Source organism: Nocardioides mangrovi (genome assembly GCF_020073815.1).
Classification (GTDB): Bacteria; Actinomycetota; Actinomycetes; order Propionibacteriales; family Nocardioidaceae; genus Nocardioides; species Nocardioides mangrovi.
The window spans coordinates 25,029-45,751 of record NZ_JAIQZJ010000001.1; the positions used below are offsets into that span (position 1 = coordinate 25,029).

Here is a 20,723-nt window from a genome sequence, read left to right on the forward strand (position 1 = left end):
CGGCAGACGCTATCGTGAGCCGCACTAGGTGCGAGGTGCCCCAACGGCCCAGCCATCGGAAACGGTGGGGACGGTCGGCGGGGAGAATCTGGGAAGCCGGTGAGACTCCGGCACAGGCCCGCTGCGGTGAACCGAGCCCCTGCTCCGGCAGGGGACTCGACAAGTCCGAAGACCGGCCCCGCGCCCTGTCCATCCGATGAATGGCGCTACACAGCCGGTACTGGGAGCGGGAGCCTCACATGCCAGTTCAATACCCCTTTGCCGCGGTCGTGGGCTGCGACCTCGACGCCGGCCTCGACGACATGGGTCTCGCCCTCGTCCTGACGACGATCTCGCCCGAGATCGGCGGAGTCCTGGTGCGCGGCGAGAAGGGCACCGCGAAGTCGACGACCGTCCGCGGCCTGGCCGCCGTGCTGCCCCCGATCGACGTGGTCGCGGGCGACCGCTTCTCCAGCGACCCGCGGGACCGGGCGCCGCTCTCGCCGGACGGGCCGTTCGCGGCGGACGCGCCCGTGGAGACCCGGCCGGTGCGGCTGGTCGAGCTCCCCGTCGGCGCGACGGAGGACCGGGTCATCGGGTCGCTGCACCTCGAGCGGGCGCTGTCGGCCGGGCAGGTGGAGTACGAGCCCGGACTGCTGGCCCGCGCGCACCGCGGGATCCTCTACGTCGACGAGGTCAACCTGCTGCACGACCACCTGGTCGACCTGCTCCTCGACGCGGCCGCGATGGGCCGGGTCAGCGTCGAGCGCGACGGGGTCTCGGTCGAGCACGCGGCCCGCTTCGTCCTGATCGGCACCATGAACCCCGAGGAGGGCGAGCTCCGCCCGCAGCTGCTCGACCGCTTCGGCCTCACCGTCGAGGTCGCGGCGCCGCGTGACGCCGCGCTGCGCGCCGAGGTGGTCCGCCGCCGGATGGCCTACGACGCCGACCCGGACGACTTCGCCGCGGCGTACGCCGACGCCGAGGCCGCGCTCACCGCCCGGGTCGTCGCCGCCCAGGAGCTGGTCGGCCAGGTGGAGCTGACCGACTCCGCCCTGCTCGCGATCGCCGAGCTGTGCGCCGCCTTCGACGTCGACGGGCTGCGCGCCGACATCGTCACCGCCCGCGCCGCCGTCGCGCACGCCGCCTGGGAGGGCCGCGACCGGGTCACCCGGGAGGACGTCCGCCGCGCCGCCACCCTCTCGCTGCCGCACCGGCGGCGCCGCAACCCCTTCGACGCGCCCGGCCTCGACGAGGACCTGCTCGACGACCTCCTCGGGGACGACGAGCCGGAGGGCCCCGATCCCGACGGTCCGGACGACGATCCGGAGCCTCCGGGCGGCGGCCAGGACCCGGTCGACCAGCCCGCCTCCGCCGAGGACGGCCCCGAGCCGTCGGGCGGCGGGACCCCGGCGCCGACGACCGAGCGAGCCGGCGCGCCGTACCGCGCCCGGCTCCTCACCGTCCGTGGCCTCGGGGCCGGTACGGCGGGCCGGCGCAGCCGTGCGGTCACGGCCTCCGGCCGGCGGACCGGCGCAGCCCCGCTCGGCAGCGGCGGCGGGCTGCACCTGGTCGAGACGCTGCGCACCGCCGCCGGCCGCCAGGCCGGTCGCGACCGCGTGGACGCCCGGGTGGCGCTGCGGCCCGGCGACCTGCGCGGCGCCGTCCGCGAGGGCCGCGAGGCCAACCTCGTGCTCTTCTGCGTCGACGCCTCCGGGTCGATGGCGGCCCGCAAGCGGATGGGCCAGGTGAAGACCGCCGTCCTCTCGCTGCTCCTCGACGCCTACCGCCGTCGCGACAAGGTCGGTCTCATCACCTTCCGCGGCGACCGCGCCGACCTCGCCCTGCCGCCCACCCGCTCCGTCGACGTCGCCGCCCGGCGTCTCGAGGAGCTGCCGGCCGGCGGGCGCACCCCGCTCGCCGAGGGACTGCTCGAGGCCGCCCACGTGCTCGACCGCGAACGCCGACGCGACCCCCGGCTCCGACCGCTCCTGGTCGTCGTCACCGACGGCCGCGCCACCGGTGGGCCCGACGCGGTCGCCCGGTCGCGGCAGGCGGCGGCGTACGTCGCGAGCCTGGGCATCACCTCCGTCGTCGTCGACGGCGAGAGCGGACCGCTCCGCCTCGGCCTCGCCGTCGCGCTGGCCGAGCACCTCGGCGCCGAGCACCTGCCGGTGGCCGAGGTCAGCGCGGAGGTGCTCACCGGGGTGGCCCGGTCCGCGCGGGGCGGGCGCGCGGCGTGAGCGCCGATCTCTACGACGTCATCGCCCGGCGTCGCGACGTCCGGGCCGAGTTCGCCGGCGGCGAGGTGCCGGACGAGCAGCTCGTGCGGGTGCTGGGCGCCGCCCACGCCGCGCCGAGCGTCGGCCACAGCCAGCCATGGGACTTCGTGCTCGTCCGCGACCAGGACACCCGCGCCCGCTTCCAGGAGCACGTCGAGTCCGAGCGGTCCGCGTTCGCCGCGAGCCTGCCGCCCGAGCGCCGGTCGACCTTCGACCGGATCCGGGTCGAGGGCATCCGCGACGCCGCCCTCGGCGTCGTCGTGACCTACGACCCCGAGCGCGGGGGACCGCAGGTGCTCGGCCGGCACGCGATCGACGACGCCGGGCTCTACTCCACCTGCCTCGCCATCCAGAACCTCTGGCTCGCCGCCACCGCGGAGGGACTCGGTCTCGGCTGGGTCTCCTTCTACCGCGAGGAGGTCCTCGCGGACCTCGTCGGGCTCCCGGCGGGCGTCCGACCGGTCGCCTGGCTCTGCCTCGGCCCGGTCACCCGGCTGCAGGACGAGCCCGACCTCGAGCGGCACGGGTGGCGGCAGCGGCGACCGCTCGCCGCGGCCGTCCACCACGAGCGGTGGGGGAGCTGACGTGCCGCAGGGACAGCCGACCCTCGTCCCCGACGACGGCCTGACCACCGCCCAGCGCCGGCGCCTGCCGCTGCTGATGGTCCACACCGGCGACGGCAAGGGAAAGTCCAGCGCCGCCTTCGGCCTCGCCATCCGCGCCTGGAACCAGGGCTGGGACATCGGGGTCTTCCAGTTCGTGAAGTCCGCGAAGTGGCGCATCGGCGAGCAGACCGTGCTCGAGCGCCTCGGCGAGCTGCACGACCAGACCGGCGAGGGCGGCGCCGTCGAGTGGCACAAGATGGGCGCTGGCTGGTCCTGGTCGCGCAAGGCCGGGGAGGCCGAGGACCACGCGCGCGACGCCGCCGAGGGCTGGGCCGAGGTCAAGCGCCGGATCGCCGAGGAGCGCCACGACCTCTACGTGCTCGACGAGTTCACCTATCCGATGGAGTGGGGCTGGGTCGACGTCGACGACGTCGTCACGACCCTGCGCGACCGTCCGGGTCGCCAGTTCGTCGTCGTCACCGGCCGGCGAGCCCACCCCGCCCTGGTCGAGGCGGCCGACCTGGTCACCGAGATGACCAAGGTCAAGCACCAGATGGACCGCGGCCAGAAGGGACAGGCGGGGATCGAGTGGTGAGCCTGCCCGGTGGCCGACTGCCGCGTCTCGTCGTCGCCGCACCCTCGACCGGGCAGGGCAAGACGACGGTCGCCACGGGGTTGATGGCCGCGCTGACCCGTGCCGGTCAGACCGTGAGCGGCCACAAGGTCGGGCCGGACTACATCGACCCCGGCTACCACGCCCTGGCCACCGGGCGACCCGGCCGCAACCTCGACCCGCACCTCGTCGGGACCGACCGCATCGCGCCGCTGCTCCTGCACGGTGCCCGCGGCGCGGACGTCGCGGTCGTCGAGGGCGTGATGGGCCTCTTCGACGGCAAGGTCGGGGGCGAGGGCTTCGCCTCCACCGCGCACGTCGCCACGCTGACGCGGTCGCCGATCGTGCTGGTCGTCGACATCTCCAGGTCCTCGCGCACCATCGGCGCGGTCGTCCACGGCCTGGCCACGTGGGACCCCGACGTCCGGATCGCCGGGGTCGTCCTCAACCAGGCCGGCTCGCCGCGGCACGCCCGCGAGGCCGCCGACGCGATCGACCTGCCGGTGCTCGGCGTGCTCGGTCGCGACCCGGCCCTCGGCGTACCGTCCCGGCACCTCGGGCTGGTCCCGGCCGCCGAGCGGGACGAGGCACGGCACACCCTCGACGCCCTCGCGACCCGGATCGCCGAGCAGGTCGACCTGGACGCCGTGCTCGCCGTCGCCGCGATCGCGCCCGACCTCGAGGTGGCGGCGTGGGATCCCGAGGTCGCCCTGGCGGGTGCCGGGGTTTCGAGGCTCAGGCGCCAGGGCGCCTTCGCGCCTCAACCGCCGGAGGTGCCGGTGGTGGCGATGGCAGGTGGGCGGGCGTTCACGTTCCGGTACGCCGAGACGGAGGAGCTGCTCCGGGCGGCCGGGTGCGAGGTGGTCGGGTTCGACCCGCTGGTCGACCCGCACCTGCCCGACGGGACCGCGGGCATCTACCTCGGCGGGGGCTTCCCCGAGGTCCATGCCCGCGAGCTCACCGACAACGTGGTGCTCCGGCGCGAGCTGGCGGCGGCGCTCGCGGACGGCGTCCCGACCGTGGCCGAGTGCGCCGGGCTGCTCTACCTCTGCGACTCACTGGACTCCTCCCCGATGGTCGGCGCGATCGCGGCGCGGGCCGCGATGAGCGAGCGGTTGACCCTGCGCTACCCGACGATGACCGCGGCCACCGACAACCTGCTGACCCGCTGTGGAGAAGAGGTCACCGGGCACGAGTTCCACCGCACCCACGTCACCCCGGAGGCCGCCGGCCGCCCGGCCTGGACGGTCGACGGGGCCGAGGTGGGCTTCGCGAGCGAGACGCTGCACGCGTCGTACCTGCACACCCACTGGGCCGGCCACCCGCAGCTCGCGGCCCGCTTCGCCGAGGCGGTGCACGCCCGTGGCTGACCCGCTCGAGAGCAGGCTCCGCCACCACGGCGACCGCGAGGTCGGCGACCTCCTCGACCTCGCCGTCAACGTGTACGACGGACCGCGGCCGGCCTGGTTGGCCGAGGCGCTGCGCGCCAGCCTCGAGGACGTCGGCCGCTACCCGGACCCGACCGCCGCCGAGCACGCCGTCGCCCGTCACCACGGCCGCCGCCAGGACGAGGTGCTCGCGACCGCCGGCGCGGCCGAGGCGTTCGGGCTGGTCGCCCGGCTGCGGTCGTGGCGCCGGCCGGTGGTGGTGCACCCGCAGTTCACCGAGCCGCACGCCGCACTCGTCCAGGCCGGGCACGCCGTGACCACGGCGTCGCTCGGCGGCGACTTCACCCTCGACCCGACCGTCGTGCCCGGGGACGCCGACCTCGTCGTCGTGGGCAACCCGACCAACCCGACCGGCGTCCTGCACCCGGCGGAGGTCGTGCGCGGGCTCAAGCGGCCCGGGCGGCTCGTGGTCGTCGACGAGGCGTTCATGGACACGGTTCCCGGCGAGACCGAGTCGCTCGTCGCGGAGCCCGGCGTCCTCGTGATCCGCAGCCTCACCAAGCACTGGGGGATCCCCGGGGTGCGGGCGGGCTACGTCCTCGGCAACGCGGACCTCGTCGCCGAGCTGCGGGACGGCCAGGCGCCGTGGTCGGTCTCCGCACAGGCCATCGCGGCGATGACCGCGTGCACCACGCCCGAGGCCCGCACCGAGGGGCGCCGCCGAGCGCACGAGATCGCCGGCTGGCGCGCCCACCTCGAGGCCGGGCTGGCGGAGCGGGAGATCCCGTTCCGGTCGTCCGCGACCTCCTTCGTCCTCGCCCGCCCGGGCGCCGGCATCCACGCCGAGCTCCGCGGTCGCGGCATCGCCGTACGCCGTGCCGACACGTTCCCCGGCCTCGACCCGTCCTGGGTCCGCATCGCCGTCCGCCCACCCGCCACCACCGACCGGCTCCTCGCCGCGCTCGACGACCTCGCCCACCGCTGAAGGAGCCACCATGACCCGCCCCATCGCCCCGCCGTCCGACGTCGTCCGCGCCCACGCCGCGAAGCGGCTCGCGGCACTGGCGACCCCGCCCGGCGCGCTCGGCCGCCTCGGTGACCTGGCCGTGTGGGTGGCGGCGGCGCAGTCGCAGGTGCCGCCAGGTCTGGTCACCAACCCGCGCCTGGTGATCTTCGCCGGCGACCACGGCGTCGCGGCGCACGGCGTCTCGGCCTTCCCCTCCGCGATCACCGGCGCGATGGTGCGCACCTTCCTCGCCGGCCGGGCCGGCGTCAGCGCGCTGGCCGCCGCCCACGGCGTGAGTGTGCGGGTGCTCGACCTGGGCGTCGACGAGGACTTCGCCGACCTCGACGAGAGCACCCGGGTGGCGCTGCAGGCGCACAAGGTACGGCGCTCCAGCGGCGCCATCCACCTCGAGGACGCCCTCACCCCCGAGCAGACCCGGGCGGCCCTCGACGCGGGCGCCGCCGTCGCGGCGGAGGAGATCGCGGCGGGCGCCGACCTGCTGCTCAGCGGCGACATGGGCATCGGCAACACCACCCCCGCCACCGCGCTGGTCGCCGCCGGGCTCGGCCTCCCGGCCGCCGAGCTGACCGGCCGCGGCACCGGCATCGACGACGCCGCGCTGCTGCACAAGCAGGCCGTGGTGGACGCCGCCCTCACGCGCGCCGGCGACCGCACCCACGACCCGGTCGAGACCCTGACCGCGCTCGGCAGCGCGGACCTCGCGGCCACGACCGGCTACCTGCTGACCGCAGTCGACCGCGGCGTGCCCGTCCTCCTCGACGGCCTGATGAGCGTCGCCTGCGCGCTGACCGCGGACCGGATCGCGCCGGGTGCGGCGGCCTGGTTCGCCGCCGGCCACCGCTCCACCGAGCCCGCGCAGTCGCTCGCCCTCGACAAGCTCGGTCTCGAGCCGCTGCTCGACCTCGGCCTGCGGCTGGGGGAGGGCTCCGGCGCGGTCGCGGCGGTGCCGGTCGTCCGCAGCGCGGTCGCGGTGCTGCGGGACGTCGCGCTCCTCTCGGAGCTCGCCCCGTGATCGATGCCCTGACCGACGCGTGGCGGCTGGCGGTCGGCACCCTGACCGCCGTCCCGGTCCGGCCACCGCGCCGCGTCGACCGGCGTACGGCGGCCGCCGCGATGGTCCTCGCGCCCCTCGCCGCGGTGCCCCTCGGCGCGGTCGTCGTGGCGGTCCTGCTCGCCGGTGACGCGCTCGACCTCCCGCTGCTGGTGACCGCACTGCTCGCGATCGCCGCGCTGGTGGCGGGCAACCGCGCCTTCCACCTCGACGGGCTCTCCGACACCGTGGACGGGCTCGCGGCCTCGCACGACCGCGAACGGTCGCTCGCGGTGATGAAGACCGGCACCTCCGGTCCGGCCGGCACGGCGGCCGTCGTCCTCGTGCTCGGCGTCCAGGCCGCGGCGCTGGCCGTCCTCGTCGGGACCTGGCGCGCAGCCGTGCTCGCCGGCGTCGCCGTCTGCGCCTCGCGTGCGGCGCTCGCCGTCTGCTGCGCGCGGGGCGTCCCGGCCGCGCGCGCGGACGGGCTCGGGGTCACCTACACCTCGACCGTCCCGCGAGCAGTGGTCGCGGCGGCGTGGGCCGCGCTGGCGGTCGTGCTGGCGGCGGTCGGCGTGCTCGCCGACATGGCGTGGTGGCGAGGACCGGTCGCGATCGGCTCCGCGCTGGTGGTGGTGCTCGTCCTGGTGCGGCACACCACCCGCCGCTTCGGCGGGGTCACCGGCGACGTGTTCGGCGCGGCCGTCGAGCTCGCGCTCGCGGCTCTGCTGGTGGCCCTGGCGTGAAGGGATGGGCGTGAAGGGACGGGCGCTCGGCCTCGCGCTGGGCTTCGCGGCCGACCGCCTGCTGGGCGACCCGCGACGGGGTCACCCGGTCGCCCTCTTCGGCTCGACCGCCGCGGCCGTCGAGCGCCGCCTCTACGCCGACTCCCGCGCCCGCGGTGTCGCGCACACGACCCTCCTCGTCGGTGGCGCGGTCGCCCTCGGGGCCGTCGCGGAGCGCCGCCTCCCGCCCGTCCTGGCCACCGCCGTGGCGACCTGGGCGGTGCTGGGTGGCCGCTCGCTCGAGCGCGAGGCCTCCGCCGTCGGCGCCCACCTCGACGGCGGCGACCTCCCGGCCGCGCGGCGGCGGCTGACCCACCTGGTCGGCCGCGACCCGTCGGGCCTCGACGCCGACGAGGTCGCCCGGGCCGTCGTCGAGTCGGTCGCGGAGAACACCTCCGACGCCGTCGTCGCGCCGTTGCTCTGGGGAGCGGTCGCCGGGGTGCCGGGACTGCTCGGCTACCGCGCCGCCAACACCCTCGACGCGATGGTGGGCCACCGCAGCGCCCGCTACGAGCGCTTCGGCTGGGCGTCGGCACGACTCGACGACCTGCTCAACCTCGCGCCCGCACGACTCGCCGGGGCGGCGACGGTCCTCGTCGCCGCGCCCGGCCGGCGAGCCGCCGCGTGGCGCGCCTGGCGACGCGACGCCGCGGCCCATCCCAGCCCCAACGCGGGTGTCGTCGAGGCGTCGTTCGCGGGCGCGCTCGGCGTACGCCTCGGCGGTGAGAACACGTACGGCGACCGCGTCGAGCGTCGTGCCGAGCTCGGTGACGGCCGCCCGCCCGCGCCCGCCGACATCGCCCGGGCGACGACGCTGGCCCGACGCGTGTCCATCGCCTCAATCGTCTCAACCACAGGGGTTGCGAGTGCGCTACGCTGCCGACTGCGGGCACGAGGAAGCCGGTGGGAATCCGGCACAGTCGCGCTACTGTGACACCGCCTTCAGGGGCGGTGGAGTCAGACCCGAGTGTCCGCTCCCTCGGCCGATCGGCCGGGGAACCCCACGACCAGGGACGCACGCATCCCTGAGGAGGACACGATGTCGCAGACCGCTGCGGCGCCGGTCACCGGCGCTACCGCACCCACACCCATCCCGCTCCGGGAGCTCGCCCCCTGGGCGATCTTCTTCGGCCTGCTCGGCCTGCTGGTGATCTTCTTCGTGAGCGCCGACCAGGGCGCGATCTCGATCCCGTCCGGGACCGCGATCCACGAGTGGGTCCACGACGGCCGGCACCTGCTCGGCTACCCCTGCCACTGAGCCGGGGGTCGACATGACCGCACGCGCCTTCCTGGTGCGTGGGCTGCTCGCGGGACTCCTCGCGGGCTTCGCCACGTTCTTCGTCGCCCACCAGGTGGGCGAACCGCACGTCGAGACCGCCATCGCCCTCGAGGAGGCGGGCTCGTCCGACCACACCCATGCCGCTGACGCCGACGAGAGCTCCACGGGCCACACCCACGCGGAGGACGGCACCGTCGTCTCGCGCTTCGACCAGCGCACGTGGGGCCTGCTCACCGGCTCCGTGGCGATCGGTGTCGCGCTCGGCGGCATCGTCGCCCTGGTCGCCGCCGGGGTCGCCGGCCGGATCCGCTCGCTGAGCCTCCGCCAGTCGACCGCGGTGGTCGCCACCATCGGCTTCGTCGCCGTCGCCCTGGTGCCGTTCCTGAAGTACCCCGCGACGCCGCCGGCGGTCGGCAACGCCGACACCATCGGCGCCCGCACCGGCGAGTACTTCGGCTTCCTGCTCGTCTCGGTCGTCGCCGCGGTGCTCGCCACCGCCCTCGCCGTACGACTGGTGCGTCAGGTGGGTGCGTACGCCGGCGTGGTGATCGGCATCGCGACGTACCTCGTCGTCATGGTGGTCGCCGGCCAGGTCTTCCCGACGGTCAACGAGATCGGGGACTTCCCGGCGGACGTGCTCTGGTACTTCCGTCGCGCCTCGATCATCACCCTGGCCACGATGTGGGGGGTGCTCGGCGTCCTGCTCGTCGGGTTCCTCGGCCGGCTGGCCGACCAGGAGACCGCGACCGCCCGGCGCCGGGAGCTGGCCGCCTCCCTGTAGCACCCGTCGTACCTGACGGAATGGTCGTCGGAGAGCGCGATCCAGGACCATTCCGTCAGGTGCGTGGCGGGCGTGGCCGGTCAGAGCCGCAGCACCCGGCCGGCGACCACGAGGTGGACCTCGTCGCAGGCCGCGGCGAGGCACTGGTTGACGGTGCCGAGGAGGTCGCGGAAGAGGCGGCCGCTCCTGTGGGCGGGTACGACGCCCAGGCCGACCTCGTTGGTCACCAGCACCACGTCGGGGACCTCGGCGAGCGCGGCCGCCGCGCCGTCGAGCAGCTCGTCGACGGCCGCCGCCACCTCCGTGGAGGGTGACTCCCATAGCCCGCGCTCGTCCAGGACACCCGTCAGCCAGGTGCCGAGGCAGTCGACCAGCACCGGGGCGTCGGCGGCGCGCAGCGCGCCGGCCAGGTCGCGGGTCTCGACGGTCGTCCAGCCCGCCGGCCGGCGCGCTCGGTGGGCGGCGAGTCGCGCCGCCCAGTCCGGGTCGGGGTCCTCGGCGGTGGTCGGGCCGGGCGCGACGTAGACGACGCGGTCGTGGGCCGCGAGCAACGACTCGGCGTGCCGCGACTTCCCCGAGCGCACCCCGCCGGTGACGAGCACCCTCATCGCAGGCCCCGGACCCAGTCGGCGGCGGCGGCCACGTCCGACACGGTGCGGACGCCGGCCGGAGCGGGCGGCCGGCGGACCACCACCACGGGTACGCCGAGCGCCTCCGCGGCCTGCATCTTCGGCCACGTGTGCGAGCCGCCGGAGTCCTTGGTGACCAGGACGTCGGAGCCGTGCCGCTGCATGAGGGCGACCTCGTCCTCGAGCGCGTAGGGGCCGCGGTCGCGCAGCAGCTCCCAGGAGGCCGGCAGGTCGAGGTCGGGCTCGTCGACGACGCGGACCAGCGCCGTCGCGTCGGCCAGCGGACCGACGAAGCGGTCGAGCGACTGCCGGCCGACCGTCAGGAACGGCCGCGAGCCCAGGCCCGCAGCGGCCAGGGCCGCCGCGTCGTGGTCGTCGACCCAGGTCCAGTCGCCGGTCCACCCCGGCCGCTGCAGCCGGAGCAGCGGGACCTCGACGGCGGTGGCATGGGCGGAGATCTGCGCGGCGAAGGGATGGGTGGCGTCCACGACCGCATCGACCTCGCGCGCGTACGTCGCCAGCCCGGCCGGTCCGCCGAACCCGCCGATCCGCACGCCCCCGACCGGCAGCCGCGGCTCCGCGACCCGGCCGGCGAGGGACGTGGTGACCTCGATCCCGTCGTCGACGAGGGCCACGGCGAGGGCTCGCGCCTCCGCCGTACCGCCCAGGATCAGCACCCTCACCGACGGTCTCCCGGCGGCAGGACGGGCAGCCCGGGCGCGGGACCGGAGCGGGCCAGATCGAGCAGGTCGTCGACGTCGAGGTGGTGCTCGACGAGGTCGCCGAGCAGGTCGAGGCGGCGCTCGCGGGCCGCGGGGAAGCTGACGCCCGAGGGCGTCCAGACGTGGCCGGTCAGCCGGGCCACCTCGGCGAGGAACGCGCCGCGGAAGTCGTCGTGCTCCAGGCAGCCGTGCCACATGGTGCCGAAGACGTGGCCGTCGCGGGCGCCGCCGAGGAAGTCCTCGCCGGCGCCGACGGTGACCCGGCCGTGGTGGATCTCGTAGCCGCCGACGGCCGCGCCGAGGGCGGTGCCGCGGGGGAGGCGCAGGACCTTGTCCGGGGCGAAGGTGGTGGCGGCGTCGAGCAGCCCGAGCCCCTCGGACGTCGCGCCCGCAGGCCCCTCGACGCCGTCCGGGTCGGCGATGGAGCGGCCCAGCATCTGGAAGCCGCCGCAGATCCCGAGCACCGGCCGGCCCGCGCCGGCGTGGGCGACGACGGCCCGGTCGATGCCGCGGTCGCGCATCCAGGCGAGGTCCGCGAGCGTCGCCCGCGAGCCGGGCAGCACGACGAGGTCGGCGTCGGCCACCGACCGGCCGTCGGAGGCGTAGACGACGTCCACCCCGGGCTCGAGCCCGAGCGCGTCGATGTCGGTGAAGTTGCTGATCCGCGGAGAGCGGACGACCACCACGCGCAGCGGCGCGGGACCGTCGAGCACGCGCCGGTCGCCGACGTCGAGGGTGTCCTCACTGTCCAGCCAGACGTCGCTGCTGAAGGGGAGGACGCCGTAGACCCGCCGGCCGGTGAGCGACTCGAGCTCGGTGAGGCCCGGTCCGAGCAGCGACTCGTCGCCGCGGAAGCGGTTGACCACGAAGCCCGCGACCAGCCGCTGGTCGTCGGGTGCGAGCAGCGCGACGCTGCCGAAGAGGGACGCGAAGACGCCGCCGCGGTCGATGTCGCCGACCAGGACCGTCGCGAGCCCGCCGTGCTGGGCCAGGCCCATGTTGACGTAGTCGCTGGACCGCAGGTTGATCTCGGTGGGGCTGCCGGCTCCCTCGGCGACCACGACCTCGAAGCGCGAGGACAGGTCGTCGAACGCGTCGTACGCCGCCTCCGCGAGGTGCCGCCGGCCGTCGACGAAATCGGTCGCGGACACCTCGCCCGCCGGCTGGCCCAGCACCACCACGTGGCTGCGGCGGTCGCTGCCGGGCTTGAGCAGCACGGGATTCATCGCGACCTCGGGCTCGACGCCGGCCGCGACCGCCTGCACCCACTGGGCGCGGCCGATCTCGCCGGTGGTGCCGCCCGCGCCGACGACGACCATCGAGTTGTTCGACATGTTCTGCGCCTTGAAGGGTGCCACCTTCACGCCCCGGCGCGCGAACGCCCGGCACAGGCCCGAGGTGACGATGCTCTTGCCGGCGTCGGAGGTGGTGCCGGCGACCAGGAGGCCGCTCATGCGAGGCCCAGCTTCCACTCGCCCAGCACCCGGCAGTCGTGGTTGGCGTAGCGGTGCAGCCGGACCCGGTCCGCGCGGCAGTGAGCAGGCAGGACCGGCCCGAGCGCCGCGCGGACCCACGCCTCGTCGATCTCGCCGGTCCGCTGCTCGACGGTGAGGTGCGGCGTGGGCTCCGGGAAGGCGCCGCCGTACGGCGGGCACTGGGGGAAGGCCGCCACCAGCCGCCGGGTCAGCTCGCGGAAGGAGGAGTCCGGCTCGGGCAGCAGGTGGAGGATGCCGTCGGCGAACTCACCGAAGCGGTCCAGCTCGAAGTCGAACGCCGGGACCTCGGCGGCGACGGCGGCGACCCGGTCGAGGTCGGCGGGCGCCGGGTCGTCCAGGAACGGGCCGAGCACGGTGACGTGCGCGTGCACGAAGTCCGGGTCGGTGGAGAGGAAGGACGCGTCGTGGTGGGCCGTCCGCTCGCGGACGAACGGCTCGAGCTCGGGGACCGGCACCAGGAGGACGGTGTGCCCGGACGGGTGCCCCATCAGAGCATCCGCCGCAGCAGGAAGATGTCCATCACCCAGCCGACCGACTCGCGCAACCGTTCGCGCGCGGCGTCCACCTCGGGCAGCACGTCGCCGACCCGGCCGGAGACCAGCTCCTCGTGCGGCGTCCCGAGGTTGCCGCCCCACCAGATCGTCCAGTCGCTGAGGTCCATCTGCGGGGAGGTCAGCTCGATCACCCGGTTGAGCATCACGACGACGTTGTCCTGGTGCTGCTCGACGGCCTCCATCAGCCGCCGGCCACTGGTGACGTGCAGCGCCTGGCCGACCTCGTGGAGCACGATCCGGTGCCGGGCGGCGAGGAGCTGGATGCTCGAGATGCCGGGGACGACGTCGACCTCCAGGTCCATCCGCTCGGCCAGCGCGTCGAGGATCCGGATCGTCGAGTCGTAGAAGGCCGGATCGCCCCAGACCAGGAAGCCCGCCACGCCCTCGTGGCCGTCGAGCGCCTCGGCGTACGCCGCCCGCCGGGCCTCGTGCCACTGCGCCACGACCGCGTCGTACTGCTCCTGCGTGGCGGTGCGGTCGGGCCGGCGCTCGCGCTCGGGGTCGTCGACCCGGACGATCACCGGCGGGGCGTCGAGGTGCCGGTCGAGCAGCCGCTCGCGGGCGTGCACGAGCGGGTCGGGCATGCCGCCGCGTCCGGACTTGTCGGTGACGACGAAGTAGTCGACCTCGCGCAGGGCGCGGACGGCCTCGAGCGTCACCTGGTCGGGGTCGCCCGGGCCGACCCCGATGACCCGGACCCGCTTCGCTCCCTCAACCACGGGGGGTCCGGTCCTCGAGCTCGCCCTCGAGGTCGAGGTAGACCTGCTGCATGGCAGCCATGATGTCGGGATCCGGCGACTCCCACAGCCCCCGGTCCGCCGCCTCGTGCAGCCGCTCGACGATGCCGCGCAGCGCCCACGGGTTGGAGCGGGTCATGAAGTCGCGGTTGGTCTCGTCGAGGACGTACTCCTTGGCCAGCGACTCGTACATCCAGTCGTGCACCACACCCGCGGTGGCGTCGAAGCCGTAGAGGTAGTCGACGGTCGCGGCCAGCTCGAACGCGCCCTTGTAGCCGTGCCGCTGCATCGCGCCGATCCACCGCGGGTTCACGACCCGCGCCCGGAAGACGCGTGCGGTCTCCTCCGACAGGGTGCGGGTCCGGATCGCGTCGGGGGAGGTGGAGTCGCCGACGTACGCCTTCGGGTCCGCGCCGGTGAGCGCGCGCACGGTGGCGACCATGCCGCCGTGGTACTGGAAGTAGTCGTCGGAGTCGGCGATGTCGTGCTCGCGGCTGTCGACGTTCTTGGCGGCGACCTTGATCCGGCGGTACGCCGAGCGCATGTCGTCGGCGGCCGGCGCGCCGTCGAGCCCGCGACCGTAGGCGAAGCCGCCCCACGCCGTGTAGACCTCGGCCAGGTCGGCGTCGTCGCGCCAGCTGCCGGACTCGATCGCCTGCAGGATGCCCGCGCCGTACGAGCCCGGCTTGCTGCCGAAGATCCGCGTGGTCGCGCGGCGGGCGTCGCCGTGCTCGGCGAGATCGGCCGCCGTGTGGGCGCGCACGTAGTTGGCGTCGTCGGGCTCGTCGAGCGCGGCCACCAGCTGCACGGCGTCGTCGAGCATCGCGACCACGTGCGGGAAGGCGTCGCGGAAGAAGCCCGAGATCCGCACCGTGACGTCGATGCGCGGCCGGCCGAGCTCGTCGAGGGGCACGACCCGCAGGTCGCTGACGCGGCGCGACATCTCGTCCCACTCGGGCCGGACACCGAGCAGGGCGAGCACCTCGGCCACGTCGTCACCGGAGGTGCGCATCGCCGAGGTGCCCCACACCGAGAGGCCGACCGAGGACGGGTAGTCGCCGGTCTCCTCCAGGTAGCGCTGGAGCAGCGAGTCCGCCATCGCCTGACCGGTCTCCCAGGCCAGCCGGCTCGGCACCGCGCGCGGGTCGACGGTGTAGAAGTTGCGGCCGGTCGGCAGCACGTTGACCAGGCCGCGGAGGGGCGACCCGGAGGGACCGGCCGGCACGAAGCCGCCGTCCAGGGCGTGCAGCACCATGCCCATCTCGTCCGTCGTACGACGGAGTCGCGGGACGACCTGCTCGGCCGCGAAGCGCAGCACGCGCTGGACCTCCGGGTCGTCGTGGACCGCCTCCGCGGCGGCGGGGTCCCAGTCGGCGGCCTCCATACGGTGCACCAGCTCGCGCGCCTGCTGCTCGATCTCGTCGACGGCGCTCAGCGCCTCGCCGTCCTTGAGGCCGAGCGCGGCGCGCAGGCCGGGGACCGCGTTGCCGACGCCGCCCCAGACCTGGGTCGCGCGCAGGATCGCGAGCACCAGGTTGACCCGTGCCTCGCCCTCCGGGGGAGCGCCCAGCACGTGCAGGCCGTCGCGGATCTGGGCGTCCTTGATCTCGCAGAGCCAGCCGTCGACGTGCAGCAGGAAGTCGTCGAAGTCGTCGTCCTCGGGACGCTCGTCGAGGCCCAGGTCGCGGTGCATCTCGGCGGCGTGCATGAGCTGCCAGATCTCGCCGCGGACCGCCGGCAGCTTGGCGGGGTCCATCGCGGCGATGTTGGCGTGCTCGTCGAGCAGCTGCTCGAGCCGCGCGATGTCGCCGTACGCCTCCGCGCGCGCCATCGGCGGGACCAGGTGGTCGACGATCGTGGCGTGCGCGCGGCGTTTGGCCTGCGCGCCCTCGCCCGGGTCGTTGACGAGGAACGGGTAGATCAGCGGCAGGCTGCCGAGCGCCGCGTCGGTGCCGCAGGACGCCGACAAGGCGGCGTTCTTGCCGGGCAGCCACTCGAGCGAGCCGTGCTTGCCGAGGTGCACGACCGCATGGGCGCCGAAGCCGTGCTCGAGCCAGCGGTAGGCGCCCAGATAGTGGTGCGAGGGCGCGAGATCGGGGTCGTGGTAGATCGCGACCGGGTTCTCGCCGAATCCGCGGGGCGGCTGGATCAGGATGACCACGTTGCCCGCGCGCAGGGTGGCGAGCACGAGCTCGTTGCTGTCGTTGACGAAGAGCTTCCCGGGAGCCGCGCCCCACGCCTCGGTCATCGCGTCCCGCAGGGCGGCGGGCAGGTCGGCGGTCCAGGCGGCGTACTGCTCCGCGGTGATCCGCACGTGCGCCTCGGTGAGGTGGGCGTCGGTCAGCCACTCCTCGTCCTGGCCGCCGGCGTCGATCAGCGCGTGGATCAGGGCGTCGCCGGCCTCGGTGTCGTCGGGGAGGTCGAGCATCGGCAGGCCGCCGACGTCGTACCCCTCCTCGCGCATCCGGCGCAGCAGCCGGATCGCGGAGACGGGGGTGTCCAGGCCGACGGCGTTGCCGATGCGGGCGTGCTTGGTCGGGTACGCCGAGAGCACGAGTGCGATCCGCTTGTCGGCGTTGTCGACGTGGCGCAGACGCGCGTGGTTGACCGCGATCCGGGCCACCCGGGCACTGCGCTCGGGGTCGGCGACGTAGTGGGGCAGTCCGTCGGCGTCGATCTCCTTGAAGGAGAACGGCGCGGTGATGACCCGGCCGTCGAACTCGGGGATCGCGATCTGGGTCGCCGAGTCGAGCGGGCTCACGCCGTCGTCGGAGGCCTCCCACTCCGCGCGGCTGCTGGTGAGGCACAGGCCCTGCAGGACGGGGATGTCGAGGGCGGCCATCCGCTCGACGTCCCAGGCCTCGTCGTCCTCACCCGCGCTGGCGCCGGCGGGGACGCTGCCGCCGGCCGCGAGCACGGTCACGACGAGGGCGTCGAGGGTGCCGAGCGCGTCGTACAGCTCGTCGGGCGCGGCGCGCAGGCTGCCCGCGAAGACCGGTACGCCGACCGCCTCACCGGTCGCATCGATCGCATCGCAGAGCGCGTGCGCGAAGGCGTGGTTGCCGCTGATCTCGTGGGCGCGGTAGTAGAGGACGCCCACTCGGGGAAGCTCGCCGGTCGAGGAGGACGCGCCAGCCATGCCCCACTGCGGCAGGGTCACGGGCGGGTCGAAGCCCTCACCTGTCAGCAGGACCGTGTCCGAGAGGAAGGCGTGCAGCTGGGCGAGGTTGGCCGGCCCGCCCTCGGCGAGGTAGCGGTGCGCCTCGGCCGCCGTACCGACCGGGACGCTGGAGAGCTCCATCAGCCGGGCGTCGGGCTGCTGCTCGCCCCCGAGCACCACGACCGGCATCCCGGTCTCCCGGATCCGGGTGAAGCCCGAGCAGAGGTCCTCCGGAGAGCCGAGGATCCGGCCGACGACGAGGTCGCACCCCTCGATGATCTCGGCCATGGACTGGTGCCCCGGCCGGGACGGATTGGCGACCACGTAGTCGGCGCCGCTGGCGCGTGCCGAGAGCAGGTCGGTGTCAGAGGTGGAGAGCAGCGCGATGCGCACAGGGGTTTCCTCCTCGGGGTTCTCGCCCCGTCGAACGGTCGGATCACCCGCGGCCAGTGTCTGGCTGCGCCCGGCCTCGTCGGAAGGTCCGGCCGGACGTCACAGTGGCGGAACCGCCCCGGACTCTCACCGGGTTCCTGCGCCACGGGCGTGCCCGCAGCCTAGCGGGGTCCGGGCGAACGGTGACGCGCGAGCCACCTTTCGACCTTCCTAGGTTGCTAGCATGCGTTCATGTCGGATCGACCTCCGAAGGTCCAGTTCAACGTCTACCTCCCGCCTGACCTGGTGCGAGCGGTGAAGCACCGGGCGGTGGACGAGGAGAGCTCGCTGTCGGCCCTCGTGGAGCAGGCCCTGGTCGCCTACCTCGCGGAGGGCGACCGATGACGATCCCGCCACTGACCGTCAGGCCGGTCGTGCACACCGCCCACCTGCCGGTGTGGATGGCCACGCTGCAGGCGCTGGGTGCCGCCACCATCAGCGACGACCCAATGTGGACAGAGCTGCAGCTGGGCAGAGGGCGGGTCACCCTGACCGAGCTCAATCGCGACGCCGTCGAGGGAGAGGTGTCGCTGGGCTTCGAGACACCCGATCTCGCGGCGTACGCCGCGCGTGTTCGACCTCCGGCCGGCATGGTGCTCGAGCCCTTCCGCACCGAGGGCTTCGAGTCCCTGCGCGTCGTCGGTCGCGATGGGCTCGAGTTCCTCATCGACCAGACCCTCGGTGGTGGTGGCAATTCCGTCGGGTCGCCGGCGGTCTCGGTCCACGCCATGTGGATCACGCCCGATGTCGAGCGCGCGGCAGAGGACTTGAAGGCGCTCGGACTGCGCCGCCGGCTCAGCCAGGGCAGCGGTCGGGTCGTCGACATGCAGGCGGGCGAAGGCGACGTGCTGGTGCACATCAGTGATGGTGGACCCGTCGATGTCGACCTCGCCCTGGACGTGCTCGACATCGAGTCGGCCCATCACGCCTTGCTGAACGCGCAGATCACCCACGACGTGATCGACGAGACCCACGTCGCACGCTCCAGCTGCCGATGCCGGGTGAGCGGAGTCTCTGGATCGTGCAGGAGGACGCCGATCCCGTGGGCGCGATCCTGTACTGACCGGCTGGCCGTGATGGAGGCGTCGAAAGATGACCGCAACCGTGGGGTAATGGCAGGCGAGTGCGATTGCGTAAGTCGATCGTGAGCCCAGTGATCTGGGTGCCGGGCGGAAGCGTTCGCACCTGTTCATGTATCTGACCAGCGATGTTTGACGGACACCACGAAGTCGGCGAGCTCGACGTTCTCGGCATCGAGCGTTCCACCGAGAACTGGCGGAACCTTGAACGACAGCACCTGACCATCACGCGGTACCAACGCGGCCGCCTCGGCCGCCTGAACCAAGCCGACCATCAGGTACTCGTCCTGTACCCGGGGATCGTTGATGTCTGCCTGGAGAGCGGCCGCATCGGACCAGACCTGATCCAGGCGCCCGCCAACCACGTCCAAGAACCAGAACGAGCCATCCCGTGCCTGCAAGAACACGTCGCCGAAGACATTGGTCAGCACCGGTGTCATCTCAGCGAGGCGGTCCAGCCACGTCCAGGACGAGAGTGCGTCAGCGTACTGATCGGCACGGAAACGTCGGATCAGCTCCATGTCGCCACCCTAGGCGGCTCCCGCTCATCGGCGAGTCCACCGCCAATGCGCAGATGGCATGTGGTGTAGCGAGATCCCGGTCTATTGGCGTCGGTGGAAGGTGACCGATCCGCTGGGGTGGTGGTTCATGTCGTAGCCGGTGTCGTGGGCTCTCATGTGGTGCCAGTGGCACAGCCCGATGGCGTTGGCGAGGTCGGTGGGTCCGCCCTTGGACCACTCGACGACGTGGTGAGCGTGCAGGCCGTTCGTGCGGTCGCAGCCCTCGGTCGCGCACTGGCCCTGCTGCTTGATGGCGATCGCGATGCGTTGGGCCTTGGAGTGCAGCCGTTGCTCGCGGCCCAGGTCCAACACTTCGGACTTGCCGTTCATGACCACGGGGAGGATCCCGGCCTCGCACGCCAGCTGCCGGGCGAGCGCGGGGCTGATGCGGTCGCCGGTGTCGAGGATGGTCCCGGACTGCTCGAGCCGCCCCAGCAGCGACTCCTCGGAGATGGTCACGAGGAGCGTGGCGTTGAGGCCGCCGAGCTTGGGGAGCTTGTTCTTCGGGAACCGCATCAGGAGCTCGTAGAACGCCTGCCCCTGAGCCTCGGGACCCGTGCTGTCGGCGGTCAGGTGGCCGGTGCCGGCGCCCTTGGTGGCGTTCTGGTGCTTGGCGGCCATCACCGCGGCCAGGATCTTCCGCAACGCGGCGCCGCCGAGGTGCGGCATCTTGAATGCCCCACAGGTGGAGCCGTCGCCGTCGTCCCAGACCTTGAGGTACATCGCCCGCGCTGCGGCCTGTTCCTGGCGTTCGAGGATCTCGGCCTCGCGGGCGTCGGCGCCATCGGGGTCGATGACCTCCCAGAGTCGCTTCCCGAGCCGGTTGAGCGCTTTGGCGTCGTGCTCGGCCGCGAGATCGAGCAGGTGCCGCTCCGCCGTGTCGTGGTGCTCGTCGGGGATGGTGTCGACCCAGCGGAGGATCACCGCCGCCTGCTCGGGACAGATCACGGCGGCCGCGAGTGCCTCACGGGTGAGGGGGTGACGCTGCAGGTCCTGGCCGAGCCTCACCATCCGGTGCATCGCCGGGCGGGTCTGCTTCGTCTCGTGCGCGAGCCAGGCCGCGGTCGAGGCGGCTCCGCGGTCCTGGCCGACCTGCTGCTCGTCGGCATGCGCGGCCACGCGGCCCTTGAGCTCGGTGACCTGGGCCTCGAGACGGGTGAGCTCGACGAGGGCGTCGCCGGCTTCGGTGTCGCTCATCGACCAGACCGGAGTGTCCGCGATCGAGGTCAGATCATGGCGGGCGTGCGCGACCGCCACCGACACTCGGTGGGTGGGAGTCGCGGTCGTTGCCATGTCTTCACTCAAGCACTGGCCACCGACACTGAGATGCTCAGAACCCTTGTCTTGAACGGGATGTGGACAACTTTCGAAGATTTCTTTCCGACCGATCTGCGGTCCCGCTGCGGGGTGGTGGTTTCGAGGCTCGTCGCTGGCGCTCCTCACACCTCAACCACCGTGTGCAGCCGACCGTGCGCCGGCCGCCTGCTTCGACCGCAGGTCGGCGTCGTCCCGATAGGTGCGAACACTGGCGCCGACGGGAGGACGCCAACAGTCGGATCCCAGGACACCAGGCGCTAGTTGGCCT

General features: G+C 73.9%; 18 protein-coding genes, 1 pseudogene and 2 riboswitches. Of the genes and pseudogenes, 11 read left to right on the plus strand and 8 right to left on the minus strand.

The window, feature by feature from the left end:
• Positions 1-54 precede the first annotated feature (54 nt).
• Positions 55-195, plus strand: a riboswitch (cobalamin riboswitch).
• 44 nt (positions 196-239) lie between these two features.
• The 9 genes and pseudogenes from K8U61_RS00100 to K8U61_RS00145 all read left to right on the plus strand — a co-directional run bounded on the left by K8U61_RS00100 (position 240) and on the right by K8U61_RS00145 (position 9,769).
• On the plus strand, positions 240-2,222 hold the full coding sequence (locus tag K8U61_RS00100) for a VWA domain-containing protein (RefSeq protein ID WP_224120921.1): 1,983 nt from the start codon (positions 240-242) through the stop codon (positions 2,220-2,222).
• Positions 2,219-2,845 carry a 5,6-dimethylbenzimidazole synthase gene (bluB, locus tag K8U61_RS00105; protein WP_224120922.1) on the plus strand — a complete coding sequence of 209 codons (627 nt, stop codon included), beginning with the start codon at positions 2,219-2,221 and terminating at the stop codon, positions 2,843-2,845. Before K8U61_RS00100 ends, bluB begins: the two co-directional genes overlap by 4 nt.
• Before the next feature lies 1 nt (position 2,846).
• Positions 2,847-3,461 carry a cob(I)yrinic acid a,c-diamide adenosyltransferase gene (cobO, locus tag K8U61_RS00110; protein WP_224120923.1) on the plus strand — a complete coding sequence of 205 codons (615 nt, stop codon included), beginning with the start codon at positions 2,847-2,849 and terminating at the stop codon, positions 3,459-3,461.
• A pseudogene (gene cobBC, locus K8U61_RS25620) lies at positions 3,458-5,852 on the plus strand (bifunctional hydrogenobyrinic acid a,c-diamide synthase/histidinol phosphate aminotransferase CobBC). Before cobO ends, cobBC begins: the two are co-directional and overlap by 4 nt.
• A gap of 10 nt (positions 5,853-5,862) precedes the next feature.
• Positions 5,863-6,906, plus strand: a complete 1,044-nt coding sequence (cobT, locus tag K8U61_RS00125) for a nicotinate-nucleotide--dimethylbenzimidazole phosphoribosyltransferase (RefSeq protein ID WP_224120926.1) — start codon at positions 5,863-5,865, stop codon at positions 6,904-6,906.
• A complete protein-coding gene (locus K8U61_RS00130) occupies positions 6,903-7,670 on the plus strand; it encodes an adenosylcobinamide-GDP ribazoletransferase (protein WP_224120927.1) in 768 nt (255 codons plus the stop codon). Before cobT ends, K8U61_RS00130 begins: the two co-directional genes overlap by 4 nt.
• Positions 7,671-7,674: 4 nt before the next feature.
• Positions 7,675-8,643: a cobalamin biosynthesis protein gene (locus tag K8U61_RS00135; RefSeq protein WP_224121906.1), complete on the plus strand. Its 969-nt coding sequence runs from the start codon at positions 7,675-7,677 to the stop codon at positions 8,641-8,643.
• A 105-nt stretch (positions 8,644-8,748) separates the two neighbouring features.
• Positions 8,749-8,967 carry a CbtB domain-containing protein gene (locus K8U61_RS00140; protein ID WP_224120928.1) on the plus strand — a complete coding sequence of 73 codons (219 nt, stop codon included), beginning with the start codon at positions 8,749-8,751 and terminating at the stop codon, positions 8,965-8,967.
• 13 nt (positions 8,968-8,980) lie between these two features.
• Positions 8,981-9,769 carry a CbtA family protein gene (locus tag K8U61_RS00145; RefSeq protein WP_224120929.1) on the plus strand — a complete coding sequence of 263 codons (789 nt, stop codon included), beginning with the start codon at positions 8,981-8,983 and terminating at the stop codon, positions 9,767-9,769.
• Between the two features lie 80 nt (positions 9,770-9,849).
• Here the strand turns inward: K8U61_RS00145 and cobU are convergent, their stop codons facing one another.
• From cobU to K8U61_RS00175, 6 genes are read right to left on the minus strand one after another with little or no spacing between them, the layout of a single operon-like run.
• A complete protein-coding gene (cobU, locus tag K8U61_RS00150) occupies positions 9,850-10,377 on the minus strand; it encodes a bifunctional adenosylcobinamide kinase/adenosylcobinamide-phosphate guanylyltransferase (protein ID WP_224120930.1) in 528 nt (175 codons plus the stop codon).
• Positions 10,374-11,081, minus strand: coding sequence for a cobalt-precorrin-6A reductase (locus K8U61_RS00155; protein ID WP_224120931.1), 708 nt, complete (start codon positions 11,079-11,081; stop codon positions 10,374-10,376). Before K8U61_RS00155 ends, cobU begins: the two co-directional genes overlap by 4 nt.
• Complete coding sequence (locus K8U61_RS00160) at positions 11,078-12,574, minus strand: cobyric acid synthase (RefSeq protein ID WP_224120932.1); 1,497 nt, start codon at positions 12,572-12,574, stop codon at positions 11,078-11,080. Before K8U61_RS00160 ends, K8U61_RS00155 begins: the two co-directional genes overlap by 4 nt.
• A complete protein-coding gene (locus K8U61_RS00165; protein ID WP_224120933.1) occupies positions 12,571-13,104 on the minus strand; it encodes a 2'-5' RNA ligase family protein in 534 nt (177 codons plus the stop codon). The genes K8U61_RS00160 and K8U61_RS00165 overlap by 4 nt, the downstream gene beginning before the upstream one ends.
• A complete protein-coding gene (cobF, locus tag K8U61_RS00170; RefSeq protein ID WP_224120934.1) occupies positions 13,104-13,889 on the minus strand; it encodes a precorrin-6A synthase (deacetylating) in 786 nt (261 codons plus the stop codon). Before cobF ends, K8U61_RS00165 begins: the two co-directional genes overlap by 1 nt.
• Positions 13,882-17,460, minus strand: coding sequence for a cobaltochelatase subunit CobN (locus K8U61_RS00175; RefSeq protein WP_224120935.1), 3,579 nt, complete (start codon positions 17,458-17,460; stop codon positions 13,882-13,884). The genes cobF and K8U61_RS00175 overlap by 8 nt, the downstream gene beginning before the upstream one ends.
• 34 nt (positions 17,461-17,494) lie before the next feature.
• Positions 17,495-17,622, minus strand: a riboswitch (cobalamin riboswitch).
• 69 nt (positions 17,623-17,691) lie between these two features.
• On the opposite strand from K8U61_RS00175, the gene K8U61_RS00180 reads away from it, so the two are divergent.
• Positions 17,692-17,844 carry a ribbon-helix-helix domain-containing protein gene (locus tag K8U61_RS00180; protein ID WP_224120936.1) on the plus strand — a complete coding sequence of 51 codons (153 nt, stop codon included), beginning with the start codon at positions 17,692-17,694 and terminating at the stop codon, positions 17,842-17,844.
• The gene (locus K8U61_RS00185; RefSeq protein WP_224120937.1) at positions 17,841-18,647 is read left to right on the plus strand and encodes a hypothetical protein; all 807 of its coding nucleotides are present in this window, start codon (positions 17,841-17,843) and stop codon (positions 18,645-18,647) included. Before K8U61_RS00180 ends, K8U61_RS00185 begins: the two co-directional genes overlap by 4 nt.
• 41 nt (positions 18,648-18,688) lie before the next feature.
• Here the strand turns inward: K8U61_RS00185 and K8U61_RS00190 are convergent, their stop codons facing one another.
• On the minus strand, positions 18,689-19,099 hold the full coding sequence (locus K8U61_RS00190) for a T6SS immunity protein Tdi1 domain-containing protein (protein ID WP_224120938.1): 411 nt from the start codon (positions 19,097-19,099) through the stop codon (positions 18,689-18,691).
• 81 nt (positions 19,100-19,180) lie between these two features.
• Positions 19,181-20,335, minus strand: coding sequence for an HNH endonuclease (locus K8U61_RS00195; RefSeq protein ID WP_224120939.1), 1,155 nt, complete (start codon positions 20,333-20,335; stop codon positions 19,181-19,183).
• Positions 20,336-20,723: the final 388 nt, after the last annotated feature.